Source organism: Streptomyces sp. GbtcB6 (assembly GCF_019091475.1).
Classification (GTDB): domain Bacteria; phylum Actinomycetota; class Actinomycetes; order Streptomycetales; family Streptomycetaceae; genus Streptomyces; species Streptomyces hyaluromycini.
This window is the reverse complement of record NZ_JAGXJL010000047.1, coordinates 24,514-37,836: the sequence shown is the minus strand read 5'-3', so window position 1 is coordinate 37,836 and position 13,323 is coordinate 24,514. Positions and strand designations below refer to the sequence as shown.

Annotated in this window: 9 protein-coding genes; 6 read left to right on the top strand and 3 right to left on the bottom strand. The window is 70.1% G+C overall.

Features of this window, described 5'->3' with window-relative positions:
• The first annotated feature begins 6 nt into the window (after positions 1-6).
• From KVT45_RS44010 to KVT45_RS44000, 3 genes are read left to right on the top strand one after another with little or no spacing between them, the layout of a single operon-like run.
• Positions 7-3,243, top strand: a complete 3,237-nt coding sequence (locus tag KVT45_RS44010; RefSeq protein WP_217555173.1) for a glycosyl hydrolase family 28 protein — start codon at positions 7-9, stop codon at positions 3,241-3,243.
• A complete protein-coding gene (locus KVT45_RS44005) occupies positions 3,240-4,583 on the top strand; it encodes a glycoside hydrolase family 27 protein (protein WP_217555171.1) in 1,344 nt (447 codons plus the stop codon). The genes KVT45_RS44010 and KVT45_RS44005 overlap by 4 nt, the downstream gene beginning before the upstream one ends.
• An 11-nt stretch (positions 4,584-4,594) precedes the next feature.
• Complete coding sequence (locus tag KVT45_RS44000) at positions 4,595-6,625, top strand: PQQ-dependent sugar dehydrogenase (protein ID WP_217555170.1); 2,031 nt, start codon at positions 4,595-4,597, stop codon at positions 6,623-6,625.
• Between the two features lie 7 nt (positions 6,626-6,632).
• Here KVT45_RS44000 and KVT45_RS43995 read toward each other — a convergent pair whose 3' ends face one another.
• Entirely contained in the window at positions 6,633-8,459 is a 1,827-nt protein-coding gene (locus KVT45_RS43995; protein ID WP_217555168.1) for a long-chain fatty acid--CoA ligase, read from the bottom strand.
• A gap of 354 nt (positions 8,460-8,813) precedes the next feature.
• On the opposite strand from KVT45_RS43995, the gene KVT45_RS43990 reads away from it, so the two are divergent.
• Positions 8,814-9,794 carry an Lrp/AsnC family transcriptional regulator gene (locus tag KVT45_RS43990; RefSeq protein WP_217555166.1) on the top strand — a complete coding sequence of 327 codons (981 nt, stop codon included), beginning with the start codon at positions 8,814-8,816 and terminating at the stop codon, positions 9,792-9,794.
• A gap of 89 nt (positions 9,795-9,883) precedes the next feature.
• Here the strand turns inward: KVT45_RS43990 and KVT45_RS43985 are convergent, their stop codons facing one another.
• A complete protein-coding gene (locus KVT45_RS43985) occupies positions 9,884-10,747 on the bottom strand; it encodes a LysR substrate-binding domain-containing protein (protein WP_089104052.1) in 864 nt (287 codons plus the stop codon).
• Positions 10,748-10,933: 186 nt separating this feature from the next.
• Between KVT45_RS43985 and KVT45_RS43980 the strand changes: the two genes are divergently transcribed.
• A complete protein-coding gene (locus tag KVT45_RS43980; protein ID WP_217555201.1) occupies positions 10,934-11,956 on the top strand; it encodes a bile acid:sodium symporter family protein in 1,023 nt (340 codons plus the stop codon).
• A 92-nt stretch (positions 11,957-12,048) separates the two neighbouring features.
• Positions 12,049-12,576 carry an isochorismatase family protein gene (locus tag KVT45_RS43975; RefSeq protein ID WP_217555164.1) on the top strand — a complete coding sequence of 176 codons (528 nt, stop codon included), beginning with the start codon at positions 12,049-12,051 and terminating at the stop codon, positions 12,574-12,576.
• Positions 12,577-12,588: 12 nt separating this feature from the next.
• Here the strand turns inward: KVT45_RS43975 and KVT45_RS43970 are convergent, their stop codons facing one another.
• Positions 12,589-13,308: an SDR family oxidoreductase gene (locus KVT45_RS43970; RefSeq protein ID WP_217555162.1), complete on the bottom strand. Its 720-nt coding sequence runs from the start codon at positions 13,306-13,308 to the stop codon at positions 12,589-12,591.
• Between the last annotated feature and the right edge of the window lie 15 nt (positions 13,309-13,323).

Here is a 13,323-nt window from a genome sequence, read left to right as displayed (position 1 = left end):
GGTTCCATGAAACCCCCCACCGCTGCACGGCACAGTGCCGCCGCGATCGTCCTCTTCGTCCTCGCCGTCGTTCTCGGGCTCTCCCACCCGGCGGCCCTCGCCTCCCCGCAGCCCGCCGCACCACGTGCCGGCGCCGTCTACGACGTACGCGACTACGGCGCCAAGGGCGACGGCTCCGCCAACGACACCCCCGCCATCGACAAGGCCGTCACGGCCGCGAACTCGGCGGGCGGCGGCACCGTCCGCTTCACCGCCGGCACCTACAAGTCCAAGAACACCATCCACATGAAGAGCCATGTGACGCTCCAGCTCGACAAGGGCGCCACTCTCCAGGGCTCCAGCGCGGACACCTACGACAAGGCCGAGTCCAACCCGTACGACGCCTACCAGGACTACGGTCACAGCCACTTCCACGACGCGATGATCTACGGCGACAGGCTCACCGACATCGGCTTCACCGGCCAGGGCGTCATCGACGGCGCGGGCAACCTGATCACCGGCAACCCGAAGACCGGCGAGGCAGACAAGATCATCTCGCTGACCCGGTGCGGCGGCCTCCGGATCGGCGACGGCCTCACCCTCCGCCGCGGCGGCCACTTCGCGGCCCTGATCGACGGCTGCAAGAACGTGACGTCCGACCACCTGACCATCGACACCGCGAGCGACCGCGACGGCTGGAACGTCATCTCCACCACCGACGTCACGATCACCAATGCCCACATCGAGGCCAACGACGACGCCCTGGTCTTCAAGAGCGACTACGCACTCGGCGCCAAGCTCCCCAACGGCCATGTCCGGGTGAGCGATTCGTACCTGTCGGCCAAGTGCTGCAACGCCCTGATGTTCGGCTCCGAGACCTGCGGCGACTTCTCGGACTACCAGTTCGGGAACATCCGCATCGACGGTGCGGGCAAGTCCGGCCTCGGCATGGTCTCCATGGACGGCGCGAAGATCTCCGACGTCCACTACCGCGACATCACGATGACGAACGTCCACTCGCCGATCATGGAGAAGATCGGCACGCGGAAACGCTGCGGGAACAGCCCCGGCGTCGGATCGATCAGCGACGTCACCTACGACGACATCACGGCCACCGGCAACAGCCCCTCCTTCAGCCCGACCCTGTGGGGCGAGAACGGCCACCGCATCAGCGGGGTCACCTTCGACAACGTCGACATCACCGTCCCCGGCGGCAACGGCACCATGTCCACCGGCGTGCCCGGCAACGACCCGAACGACTACAACCCCAAGGCCATCGGCACCCGGCCGGCCTACGGCTGGTACCTGCACAACGCCGACCACGTGCAATTCACGGACAGCAGCGTGAAGTTCGCCGCGAACGACGGGCGGCCGGCGGTCATCGCCAGCGCGGCCGGCGACATCCGTCTCACCCGCTTCACGGCGCAGCAGGGCGCCGACTCCCCGTACGACGTCGGCCTCCAGGACGTCACCGGAGCCTGTCTGACGGACAGCCACAACACCTCCGGCGGCGCGCTCCGCGTCTCCGGCGGCCAGGACTGCACTGCGGCCGTGCGGCCGCTCGACCTGGAGAACCCCCGGCAGGACTTCCTCCGCGACTCCGTCGGCGGCCTCTTCCTGCACTGGGGCCTGCGCACCGCCCCCGCCCACACCAGCTGCACCGCTTGGGAGAACGACGTCACGAACGGCGGCTGGACCCCCGGCTACTGGGTGAACGAGGCCCAGAAGCTGCACACCCGGTACCTGGTCCTCGCCACCTTCCACAGCCGCCTCGGCTACGCTCGCCCCTGGCCGTCGAAGATCCCCGGCTCCTGCTCCACCCGGCGGGACTTCCTCGGCGAGCTGATCACCGCCGCCAAGGCCAAGGGCATGAAGGTCATCCTCTACATGACCAACGACCCCCAGTGGCACGACGAGGGCGGCCACGAGTGGCTCGACTCCGCCGCCTACTCCGCCTACAAGGGCAAGAACATCGACCTGACCACCAACGACGGCTTCGGGCAGTTCAGTTACGACAACTTCTTCGAGGTCATGGACCGCTACCCCGACCTCGGAGGCTTCTGGATCGACAACGACAACGCGTACTGGGAGAGCCACGACCTCTACCGGCAGATCTACGAGAAGCGCCCGGACTACACGCTCAGCAACAACAACGAGGACACGCCGATCATGGACATGATCAGCAATGAGCAGAAGACGGGGATGACCCCGGCCTACGACTACCCGCAGGCCGTCTACACCGCACAGCCCCGCCTGACCGAGGCCGACTTCAAACTGCCCTCGACCGGTGCCTGGTGGTACGACGGCTCCGACCCGGCCGTCGACCGGAAGCTCACCCTCGGCCGCCTCGTCACCAACGCGGGCTCCTCCGTGAAGGCCCTGATGGCGGAGACCGCCCAGGTCAACGGCAAGTTCCCGGCCAACCAGGCCGCCTTCAACAACTTCGCCGACTCCTACCTGGACCCCGTCTGGGAGTCCCTGCACGGCACCGAGGGCGGCGGCTACCTGTACGGCGGCCTCAAGCCCGGCTTCTGGAACGACGGCGCCCACGGCGTCACGACGATCGCCAAGGACGACCCGGACCGCCAGTACGTCCACGTCCTGACCCCGCCGTCGACCAGCACCCTGCGCATCCGCGACAACGGCTACCGCATCGCCTCCGTCACCGACCTCCGTACCGGCAAGGCGGTCTCCTGGTCGCAGTCCGGCGGTGTGCTGACCCTGACCGGACTCGGCGACTGGGACCCGTACGACACCGTCTTCAAGGTCACCACCGCCGGCCGCCAGGGCATCCTCACCGGCGTCAAGGTGACCGCGAGCGCGTCGGCGAGCGGGCACGCCGGCCCGGCCGCCGGTGACGGCGACTACCTCACCTACTGGGACAACGACAAGACTCTGCCCGTCAGCCTCACCTTCGACCTCGGCTCGGCGAAGAAGGTGCAGTACCTCGGGCTCAACCAGCGCGAGGACTCGGTCGCCTACGCCCGCTCGGACACCGAGCAGTCGGCGCGGATCAAGGACTACAAGGTGTACGTCAGCAACGACGGCACCAGCTGGGGGAGCGCGGTCAGGTCCGGGCAGCTGCCCAGCCGGCGCGGCATCCAGGGCATCGACCTCACCGCCGCCACTGCCCGCTACGTCCGCCTGGAGGTGGACTCCACCTGGGCCGCCGCCACCGACACCACCCGATACCAGCGACTGCGGATCGACGAGGCGTGGATCGGCACGGCCTACGCGACACCCGTGACCGGAGGACGCCCGTGACCAGGACCAGAACCCTCACCGTGGCGGCCGCGGCGCTGCTGGCCGCGGCAGCGGTGCCGCTCCTGAGCCCCGACCACCCGGCCCCCGCCTCCGACAACGGCCAGGCCGTGCGGCCCGCGATGGGCTGGAGCAGCTGGAGCTATGTGCGTCGGTGGCCCACCCAGGCCAAGATCGAGGCCCAGGCCGACGCGCTCGCCGCGAGCGGCCTGAAGGACCACGGCTTCGTCCAGGTCAACCTCGACGACTTCTGGCAGAAGTGCGACGCGAACGGCTTCACCGTCGACTCCTACGGCCGCTGGGCCGTCGACACCGCCAAGTTCCCCGACGGCATCAAGGCCCTCGCGGACTACGTACACGCCAGGGGCCTGAAGTTCGGCTTCTACGTCACGCCCGGCATCGCCAAGAACGCCGTCACCCGCAACACACCGATCGAGGGCACCTCGTACCACGCGCAGGACATCGCGGACACCTCGAAGACCGAGAAGAACTACAACTGCAAGAACATGTACTACATCGACTACTCCAAGCCGGGCGCGCAGGAGTTCGTGAACTCCTGGGCGAAGCAGTTCGCCTCCTGGGGAGTCGACTACCTGAAGATCGACGGGGTGGGCAGCCAGGACATCCCCGATGTCCAGGCCTGGTCCAAGGCCCTGCGGGTCACCGGCCGCCCCATCACCTTCGCGCTCTCCAACAACCTCGCGATCGCCGACGCCCCGACCTGGAGGTCCCTGGCCAACAGCTGGCGCACCCAGGGCGACGTCGAGTGCTACTGCGGGCCCGGCGACAACGGCAGCGGCTATCCGCTCACCGACTGGTCGCACGTCTCCGCCCGGTTCAACACGGCCGCGAACTGGCAGCAGTACGCCGGTCCCGGCGGCTGGAACGACCTGGACTCGCTGGAGATCGGCAACGGCGACGAGGTGGGCCTCACCGCCGACCAGCGGCGCTCCCACTTCACCCTCTGGGCGATGGCCGCCGCCCCGCTGCTCCTCGGCACCGACCTCACCCACCTCGACTCTGTCGACAACGCCATGCTCACCAACGACCGGCTCATCGGCGTCGACCAGGACGGGGTCGCCGCGAAGCGGATCGTGAACAGCGGGGTCAGGCAGGTCTGGAGCAAGAAGGAGAGCGACGGCCAGTACGTCGTGGCCCTCTTCAACACCGGCACCTCCGGCAGCTCCACGGTGAGCGTGGACTGGTCCCAGGTCGGCTTCACCGGCTCCGGGGACGTCACCGACCTGTGGTCCGGCTCCCACAAGGGCACCGTCGCCACCACCTACAGCGCGACCCTGCGCCCGGGCGAGACCCGGCTGATCCGCGTCCGGCCGCTCGGCTGAGGAGGACCGTCATGACACCCAGAACCCTGCTGGCCCGCGCCCTGCCACTGGCCCTCGCGGTCCCGTTGGCCACCCTGCTGCCGGGGACCGCGCGGGCGGCCACCGACTACCAGGCCGAGGACGCGACGATCTCCCAGGGCACCGTCGCCACCAACCACACCGGCTACACGGGCACCGGCTTCGTCGACTACACCAACATCAAGGGCTCGTACGTGGAGTTCACGGTGAGCGCCGCCACCGCCGGCGCCTCCGCGCTCGCCCTGCGCTTCGCCAACGGCACCGCTGCCGACCGGCCGTTGGACATCTCGGTCAACGGCACGGTCGTCGCCGCCGGCGTCTCCTTCCCGGCCACCGCCGACTGGAACACCTGGGCGACGAAGACGGTGAACGTCCAGCTGACCGCGGGCAGCAACAAGATCCGCGCCACCGCCACCACCGCGAACGGCGGCCCCAACCTGGACAAGGTCAGCATCGGTACGGCTGCCGACACCCAGGCCCCCACCCGGCCCGGCCAGCCGTCCTGCTCGGACATCGGCGAGGACGCGCTCACCCTCGCCTGGGGCGCCGCCACGGACGACGTGGGCGTGACGGCGTACGACCTCTACGAGCACGGCAACAAGATCGGTGAGGCGCCCGGGAGTTCGACCTCGAAGACCCTCTCCGGGCTCGCTCCGAACACCACCTACGACCTCACAGTCATCGCCCGCGACGCGGCCGGCAACACCTCGCCGGCCAGCCCCGTCGTCGACTGCACCACCGAGCCGAGCAGCGACAGCACACCGCCCACCGCTCCCGGCACCCTGTCCGCGGCCGGCATCACCGCCAACACCGCCGACCTCGGCTGGGGTGCGTCCACCGACGACCGGGCGGTGACCGCGTACGACATCCGCAGCGGGACCACCGTCTACAAGACGGTCACCGGCGGCACGACCACCACCCTCACCGGTCTCGCCTGCGACAGTCCGTACACGCTGGACGTCGTCGCCCGCGACGCGGCCGGGAACGTCTCCCAGCCGAGCAACAGCGTCACCTTCACCACCAAGGCCTGCGCCACCGACGGCGGGGTGCCTTCCTCCGTCGCCACACTCTCCAGCGGCTGGACCATCCCCTGGGGCACCTACTGGATGCCCGACGGCAGGACCGCGCTGGTCACCGAGCGGGACGACTTCCGGGTCTGGAAGGTGACCAAGGACGGCACGCGGACCCAGGTCGGGACCGTCCCGAACGCCGTCACCACCAACGGGGAGGGCGGACTGCTAGGCGTCGCCGTCGACCCGAAGTGGGAGACCAACCACTACGTCTACTTCATGCACACCGCGGACGAGGGCAACCGGGTCGTCCGCATGACCTACGACGGCACCGGGCTCAGCGACTACAAGATCCTCCTCCAGGGCATCAAGAAGAACCGCTACCACAACGGCGGCCGGCTCCTCTTCGGCCCCGACGGCTACCTCTACGTCTCGACAGGGGAGGCCCAGACACCGGACCTGGCGCAGGACAAGAACTCCCTGAACGGCAAGATCCTCCGGATGACGACGGACGGCAAGCCGGCCCCCGGCAACCCCTTCGGCAACTACGTCTACAGCCTCGGCCACCGCAACCCGCAGGGCCTCGCCTTCGACCGGGGCGGACGGCTGTGGGAAGCCGAGTTCGGCAACAGCTCCAAGGACGAGCTCAACCTCATCAAGCCGGGCGCGAACTACGGCTGGCCGACCTGCGAGGGCACCTGCTCGGTCGCGGGCATGACCAACCCCAAGGCCACCTGGAACGTCTCCGAGGCCTCCCCGAGCGGTATCGCCATCGTCCGCAACGTCGTCTACATGGCCTCGCTGCGCGGCGAACGACTGTGGCGCATCCCGATCAACGGTGACGCGGAGAGTGTCGGCACGCCGACGGCGTACTACGTGGGCACCTACGGCCGCCTGCGGACCGTGACCAAGGTGCCGGGCGCCGACCAGCTGTGGCTGTCCACCACCAACTGCGACAACAACGGCAACGAGCCGGACGGATCCGACAAGATCTTCCGGGTCAGCATCAGTTGACGGCGCGTCAGGCCCGGTACAGGGCCTCGACCTCGTTGGCGTAGGCGTTCTCGATCGCCTTGCGCTTCAGCTTCAACGACGGGGTCAGCAGGCCGTGTTCCTCGGTGAACGGCTGGGCGAGGATACGGAACGTACGGATCGACTCGGCCTGCGAGACCAGGGTGTTGGCGGCCACCACCGCGCGCCGCACCTCGGTCTCCAGGTCGGCGTCCCGCACCAGCTGGGCCGCGGACATCTGGGGCTTGCCGCGCATCTGCAACCAGTGCTCGACGGCCTCGGTGTCGAGGGTGACCAGGGCGGCGATGTAGGGCCGGTCGTTGCCGACGACGATGCACTGGCTGACCAGCGGATGGTCGCGGACCCGCTCCTCCAGGACACCGGGGGAGACGCTCTTGCCGCCGGAGGTCACCAGGATCTCCTTCTTGCGGCCGGTGATGGTCAGATAGCCGTCCTCGTCCAGGGAGCCCAGGTCGCCGGTGGCCAGCCAGCCGTCGTGCAGGGTGGCGTCGGTGGCCTTCTGGTTGTTGAGGTAGCCCTGGAAGACGTTGCCGCCGTGCAGCCAGATCTCCCCGTCGTCCGCGATGTGCACGGTGGTACCGGGGATGGCCTGGCCGACCGTGCCGTAGCGGGTCTGTTCGGGCGGGTTGGCGGTCGCCGCCGCCGTCGACTCGGTCAGACCGTAGCCCTCGTAGATCTGCACGCCCGCGCCGGCGAAGAACAGGCCGAGCCGGCGGTCCATGGCCGAGCCGCCGGACATGGCGTTGCGGATCCTGCCGCCCATCGCCGTCCGCACCTTGGCGTAGACGAGCTTGTCGAAGAGCTGGTGCTGCATGCGCAGCGACGCCGACGGGCCGGGCCCGGTGCCCCACGCCTTCGCCTCGACGGCGTCCGCGTACTTCACCGCGATCTCGACCGCCTTCTCGAACGGCCCGCCCTTGCCGTCCTTCTCCGCCTTCCGCCGCGCCGCGTTGAACACCTTCTCGAAGATGTACGGCACGGCCAGGATGAACGTCGGCCGGAACGCGGCCAGGTCGGGCAGCAGTGCGGCCGCGTGCAGCTGCGGCTGGTGGCCGAAGCGGACTCCGTGCCGGATCGCCGCCACCTCCACCATGCGGCCGAAGACGTGCGCCAGCGGCAGGAAGAGCAGGGTGGAGACCTCCTCGCCCTTCTTCGCGCGGAACACCGACTCCCAGCGGGCCACGACCGTGTCCGCCTCGTACATGAAGTTCCCGTGCGACAGGACACAGCCCTTGGGGCGGCCCGTGGTGCCCGAGGTGTAGATGATCGTGGCGGTCGAGTCGGGGGTGACCGCCTGCCGGTGCCGGTGCACGACCTCGTCCTCGAGGTGCGCGCCCGCGTCGTACAGCTCCTGCACCGCGCCCGAGTCCAGCTGCCACAGCTGGCGCAGCTGCGGCAGCCGGTCGATGACGGTGGCGATCGTCATCGCGTGGTCCTCGTGCTCCACGATCGCGGCCGTGCACTCGGCGTCGTACAGCATCCAGAAGCACTGCTCCGCCGACGAGGTCGGGTAGACCGGCACCACCTGGGCGCCGATCGTCCACAGCGCGAAGTCGAACAGCGTCCACTCGTAGCGGGTGCGGGACATGATCGCGACCCGGTCGCCGAACCGGATGCCACGCGCGAGGAGCCCCTTGGCCAGGGCGAGGACCTCGTCGCGGAACTCGGCGGAGGTCACATCACGCCACTGCCCGAGCTCGTCCTTGCGGCCCAGGGCGACGTGCAGCGGGTCCGTCTGGGCATGCTCGAACACGCAGTCGGCCAGACCGCCGACCGGCGGTGCCGACGCCAACGGCGGGTTGGTGAACTCGCGCAAACCCCGCTCCCCGCTCCTCGCTCCACAGTGACGACAGTGACGCTCCGCACAGCGCCGTGAAAGCTACCCCACCGGAAGACCGTTCGGGAGGGGGTGAGAAAACGAGCATTGCTCTCGTATGACCGCGCTCACGTAGGGAAAATACGCCCACATGGGGAAGGGCCGGACAGAATCCCTACGGTTCGGTAAGTTCCGGCTCCGTAATCTCCACGGAATCTGTACGTCCCGATTACGGCCCCCGGCCGGTTACCCGTCGGTCGGGCGCGAGGCGCCGCGGCCCCCTCTGAAGACAGCGCCGACCCGGCCGATTCCGTCACTCCGCCCGCCGCTCCCTCGCTCCGTAGGATGGCCGCCATGCTGGAGCTGGAGTCCGACACGCTGGATCCGCTGGACGTGCAACTGCTCAGCGCGCTGGAGGTCGACGGCCGCGCCTCCTTCAGCCGGATCGGGGCCGTGCTCGGCGTCTCCGACCAGACGATCGCCCGCCGCTACCGACGGCTGTGCGCCGAGGCCGGGCTGCGGGTCGTCGCGGTCCGCGACGCCGAGCGGCTGGGCCAGGACCAGTGGATGCTCCGGCTGCGCTGCGCGCCCGACGGCGCCACCGTCATCGCCGACGCGCTCGCCAAACGCCCCGACACCGCCTGGATCGGGCTGGCCTCCGGCGGCACGGAGATCGCCTGCATGACCCGGCCGCGCCACCCCGGCGACCATGACGACCTGCTCCTCGGCAAGCTGCCGCGCACCCCGAGCGTGGTGGAGATCCGTGCGCAGCAGCTGCTGCACCGGTTCTACGGGGGACCGACCGGTTGGGTGCGGAAGTTCCGGGCGCTGTCGGAGGAACAGGCGGCGGCGCTGCTGCCGGCGCCGCCGGAGGCCGACGGGCCCGCGCGGCTGGAGCCCGAGGACGCGCCGCTGCTCGCCGCGCTGGAGCGGGACGGGCGGGCGACGTATCCGGAGTTGCAGCGGGCAACGGGACGGTCCGAGTCGTCGGTGAAACGGCGGCTGGCCGCGCTGCTCGCCTCCGGGGCGGTGTACATCGATGTCGAGTACCGGTCCGAGGTGCTGGGATTCTCGAAGTCCGCGGTGTTGTGGATCACCACCACGCCGGCCGCGATGCACTCCGTGGGGGAGGCGCTGGCTGGGCATGACGAGGTGGCGTTTGCTGCGGCTACCGCCGGGCCGTCGCATGTCGTCGTGACGGCGGTGCTGCGCGACACGGCCCACCTGTACGCGTACCTGAGCGGGCCGGTGGGGCGTTTGGAGGGGGTGCAGCATGTGGAGGCCATGCCGTTTTTGCGGAGGGTGAAGCAGTTGACGTATCAGGTGGTGTGGTGAGTCTGCGGGTGGGTGGGGGCTGGTCGCGCCCACGCGGCGGCAGCCGCAAATCGAATGCTGCCCCGCGCCCCTGACGGGGGCGCCTGCAGCTAGGGGCGTCTCAAGCGTGCTCCGCTTGTCAGGATCGCGGCCGCCAGCGCGTCTGCCGCCGTCTGTGCCGGTGTGCGTCTCGGGCCGTGTACGAGTACGAAGTCGACCTTGCCCAGTTCCGGTAGCCCTGCCCGGTCCGGGACTCGGAACAGGCCCGGGGGGATCAGGCCTCTCGAATGGGCCATCACGCCCAGGCCCGCCCTCGCCGCCGCGATCAGGCCGTTGAGGCTGCCGCTCGTGCAGACGATGCGCCAGTCGCGGCCCTCGCGCTCCAGTGCCTCCAGGGCCAGGGCGCGAGTGATGCCCGGCGGGGGGTAGACGATCAGCGGGACCGGACGGGCGGGGTCCAGGCGGAGCCGCTCCGCGCCGATCCACACCAGGTCGTCGTGCCAGACCAGCTCGCCCAGCGGATCCTCGGCGCGCCGCTTGGCCAGTACCAGGTCCAGCTTCCCGGCGGCCAGCTGCTCGTGCAGGGTGCCCGAGAGCTCCACCGTCAGTTCGAGGTCGACCTCGGGGTGGTCGTGGCGGAAGCCCTCCAGGATCTCCGGCAGCCGGGTGAGGACGAAGTCCTCCGACGCGCCGAAGCGGAGCCGGCCGCGCAGCCGGGTGCCGGTGAAGAAGGCCGCCGCCTGCTCGTGCACCTCCAGGATCCGGCGGGCGAACCCGAGCATCGCCTCGCCGTCCTCGGTCAGCTCCACGGAGTGGGTGTCCCGGGAGAACAGCTGGCGGCCGGCCGCGTCCTCCAGGCGGCGCACATGCTGGCTCACTGTGGACTGGCGCAGCCCGAGCCGCCGGGCGGCCTGGGTGAAGCTGAGCGTCTGGGCCACCGCCAGGAAGGTGCGCAGCTGCGAAGGGTCATACACTCGAACATGTTATCGCGGAACGCGATGGCAGTCAGAGCGGTATAACGGATTCCCGATCACCTGCCGGAGGAGGACGATGGAGAGGGGCCTTCCGGCCCCGGCGAGAACCCGGCCGATCACGCCGGCACGACACCCTGACCGACCCGCAAGTGGAGCACCGTGAAACGCCTGAGCTGGCCCAGTCGGATGCCGATCGACCCGTACGTCCTGCTGTTGCTCGGGACGGTATGCCTCGCCGCGCTCCTTCCGGCCCGGGACACGGCCGCCGACGTGGCCTCCGGTGCCTCCACGGCCGCGATCGCCTTCCTGTTCTTCCTCTACGGCGCCCGCCTGTCCACCCGCGAGGCCGTCGACGGGCTGCGCCACTGGCGGCTCCATGCCACGGTCCTGGTCTGCACCTTCGTGATCTTCCCGGTGCTCGGCCTGGCGGCCCGCGGACTGGTGCCGGTCCTGCTCACCCATCCGCTCTACCAGGGCTTCCTCTTCCTGACCCTGGTGCCCTCCACCATCCAGTCGTCGATCGCCTTCACCTCCATCGCGCGCGGCAACGTGCCCGCCGCGATCTGCGCCGGTTCCTTCTCCTCGCTGGTCGGCATCGTCCTCACGCCGTTGCTCGCCGCCGCGCTGCTCGGCAACAGCGGGGGCGGGTTCTCCGCCGACTCGATCGTGAAGATCGTGCTCCAGCTGCTGGTGCCGTTCGTCGCCGGGCAGCTGCTGCGGCCGTGGATCGGCGGCTTCGTCGCCCGGCACAAGAAGATCCTCGGCCTGGTCGACCGCGGCTCCATCCTGCTCGTCGTCTACACCGCGTTCAGCGAGGGCATGGTCCGGGGCATCTGGCACCAGGTCAGCGCCGTGCGGCTGGCCGGACTTCTCGCCGTCGAGGCCGTACTGCTCGCCGTGATGCTCCTGCTGACCTGGTACGGCGCCAAGGCGCTCGGCTTCGGCCGCGGGGACCGCATCGCCATCCAGTTCGCCGGGTCGAAGAAGTCCCTCGCCTCCGGGCTGCCCATGGCCAGCGTCCTGTTCGGCGCCCACGCCTCGCTGGCCGTGCTGCCGCTGATGCTCTTCCACCAGATGCAGCTCATGGTGTGTGCGGTCATCGCCAAGCGCCGTGCCCACGACCCCGAGGCCCAGGAGACGGCCGAGCCCCCGGCCGCCCCCGCGGCGGAGTCAAGGCCCGCGGTCGGCACCGGGACACTCCGCCGCTGAACCGTGGCGCCCGGGCACCGAACGCGACCAGTTCACGGGCCTGTTGATCCGGATTTCCGGTACGGACGGCTCATGAAGGCTAACGTTCCGTCATGACCGCACCCCTGGCGCTCGATCCGGCGCGCACCGCCCTCGTCCTCGTCGACCTGATGGACCGCATCGTCGCGCTGCCCCTGGAGCCCCGCAAGGGCACCGAAGTCCTGCACGCCGCCGAGGAACTGGCCCACTCCTTCCGCGCCGCCGGCGCGCCCGTGGTGCTCGTCCGCGTCGAACGGCCCTCCCTGGCGGAGCAGCCGCCGGGCAGCGGACTCGTGGCCGGACTCAGGAAGGAAGGGGACGTGGAGATCGTCAAGCGGACGATCGGCGGCTTCCAGGGCACGGAACTCGACGCCCGGCTGCGTAGGCTCGGCGTCACCCGGCTGGTGTTCGGCGGCATCGCCACCAACCTCGGCGTCGAGTCCACCGCCCGCGCCGCCGCCGACCTCGGCTACGACCTGGTCTTCGTCGAGGACGCCATGGCCGCCCTCACCGGCCCCGAGCACGAGGCGTCCGTGCGGCTCGACTTCCCGCGCCTCGGCACGGTCGTGACCGCCGCCGACGTCCGCCTCACCCCCGCCTGACCGCCCGACCGCTCAGACCAGCGTCCCGCCGCCGTCCACGACCACCACCGACCCGGTGCTGTACCCCCCACGCATCAGGTACAGGTACGCCTCCGCCACATCCGCCGGCTCACCGACCCGCCCCACCGGCAGCGACTCGGCGGACGACCGGAACAGCCCCTCCCGGTCCGCCTCCGGCAGCTCCCGCCACAGCTCGGTCCGCACCACCCCCGGCGAGACCACGTTGACCCGCACCGGCGCCAGCTCCACGGCCAGCGCCCGGGTCAGCGACTCCATCGCCCCGCACAGCGCCGACGCGACGCTCGAACCGGGCAGCGGCCGGCTCCCCGCCGTCCCCGTGGTCAGCACCACCGACCCGCCCGGGCGGATCGACCCGGCGCCGTACTTCACCGCCGCGTACGCACCCCACAGCCGGGTGTCCAGGAAGTTCCGGGCCGCCGCGATGTCCGTCCCGGCCACGGACTCCAGCAGGAGCGAGTCACCGGCCGTGTACACCAGGTGGTCGTAGGCTCCGAGCCGCGTGAAGAAGCCGCGCACCGCGTCCTCGTCCGTCGCGTCCAGCACCTGCCCCTCGGTGTCCTCCGGCAGCACCTTCAGCGCCGCGTCGACACTCTCCTGCCGACGCGAGGCGACGACCACCCGCGCGCCCTCCCGTGCCGCGCCCTCGGCGACCGCGAGCCCGATACCCCCGGTACCCCCGATGACGACGACACGCTGTCCCTGCAGACCCATGGCAGTTCCCTCTCC

Excerpts from the sequence above, each read along its gene's own strand:
- KVT45_RS44000 (WP_217555170.1), top strand. The coding sequence starts at position 4,595 with ATGACACCCAGAACCCTGCTGGCCCGCGCCCTGCCACTGGCCCTCGCG.
- KVT45_RS43975 (WP_217555164.1), top strand. The coding sequence starts at position 12,049 with ATGACCGCACCCCTGGCGCTCGATCCGGCGCGCACCGCCCTCGTCCTC.
- KVT45_RS43990 (WP_217555166.1), top strand. The coding sequence starts at position 8,814 with ATGCTGGAGCTGGAGTCCGACACGCTGGATCCGCTGGACGTGCAACTG.
- KVT45_RS44010 (WP_217555173.1), top strand. The coding sequence starts at position 7 with ATGAAACCCCCCACCGCTGCACGGCACAGTGCCGCCGCGATCGTCCTC.
- KVT45_RS43970 (WP_217555162.1), bottom strand. The coding sequence starts at position 13,308 with ATGGGTCTGCAGGGACAGCGTGTCGTCGTCATCGGGGGTACCGGGGGT.
- KVT45_RS43980 (WP_217555201.1), top strand. The coding sequence starts at position 10,934 with ATGCCGATCGACCCGTACGTCCTGCTGTTGCTCGGGACGGTATGCCTC.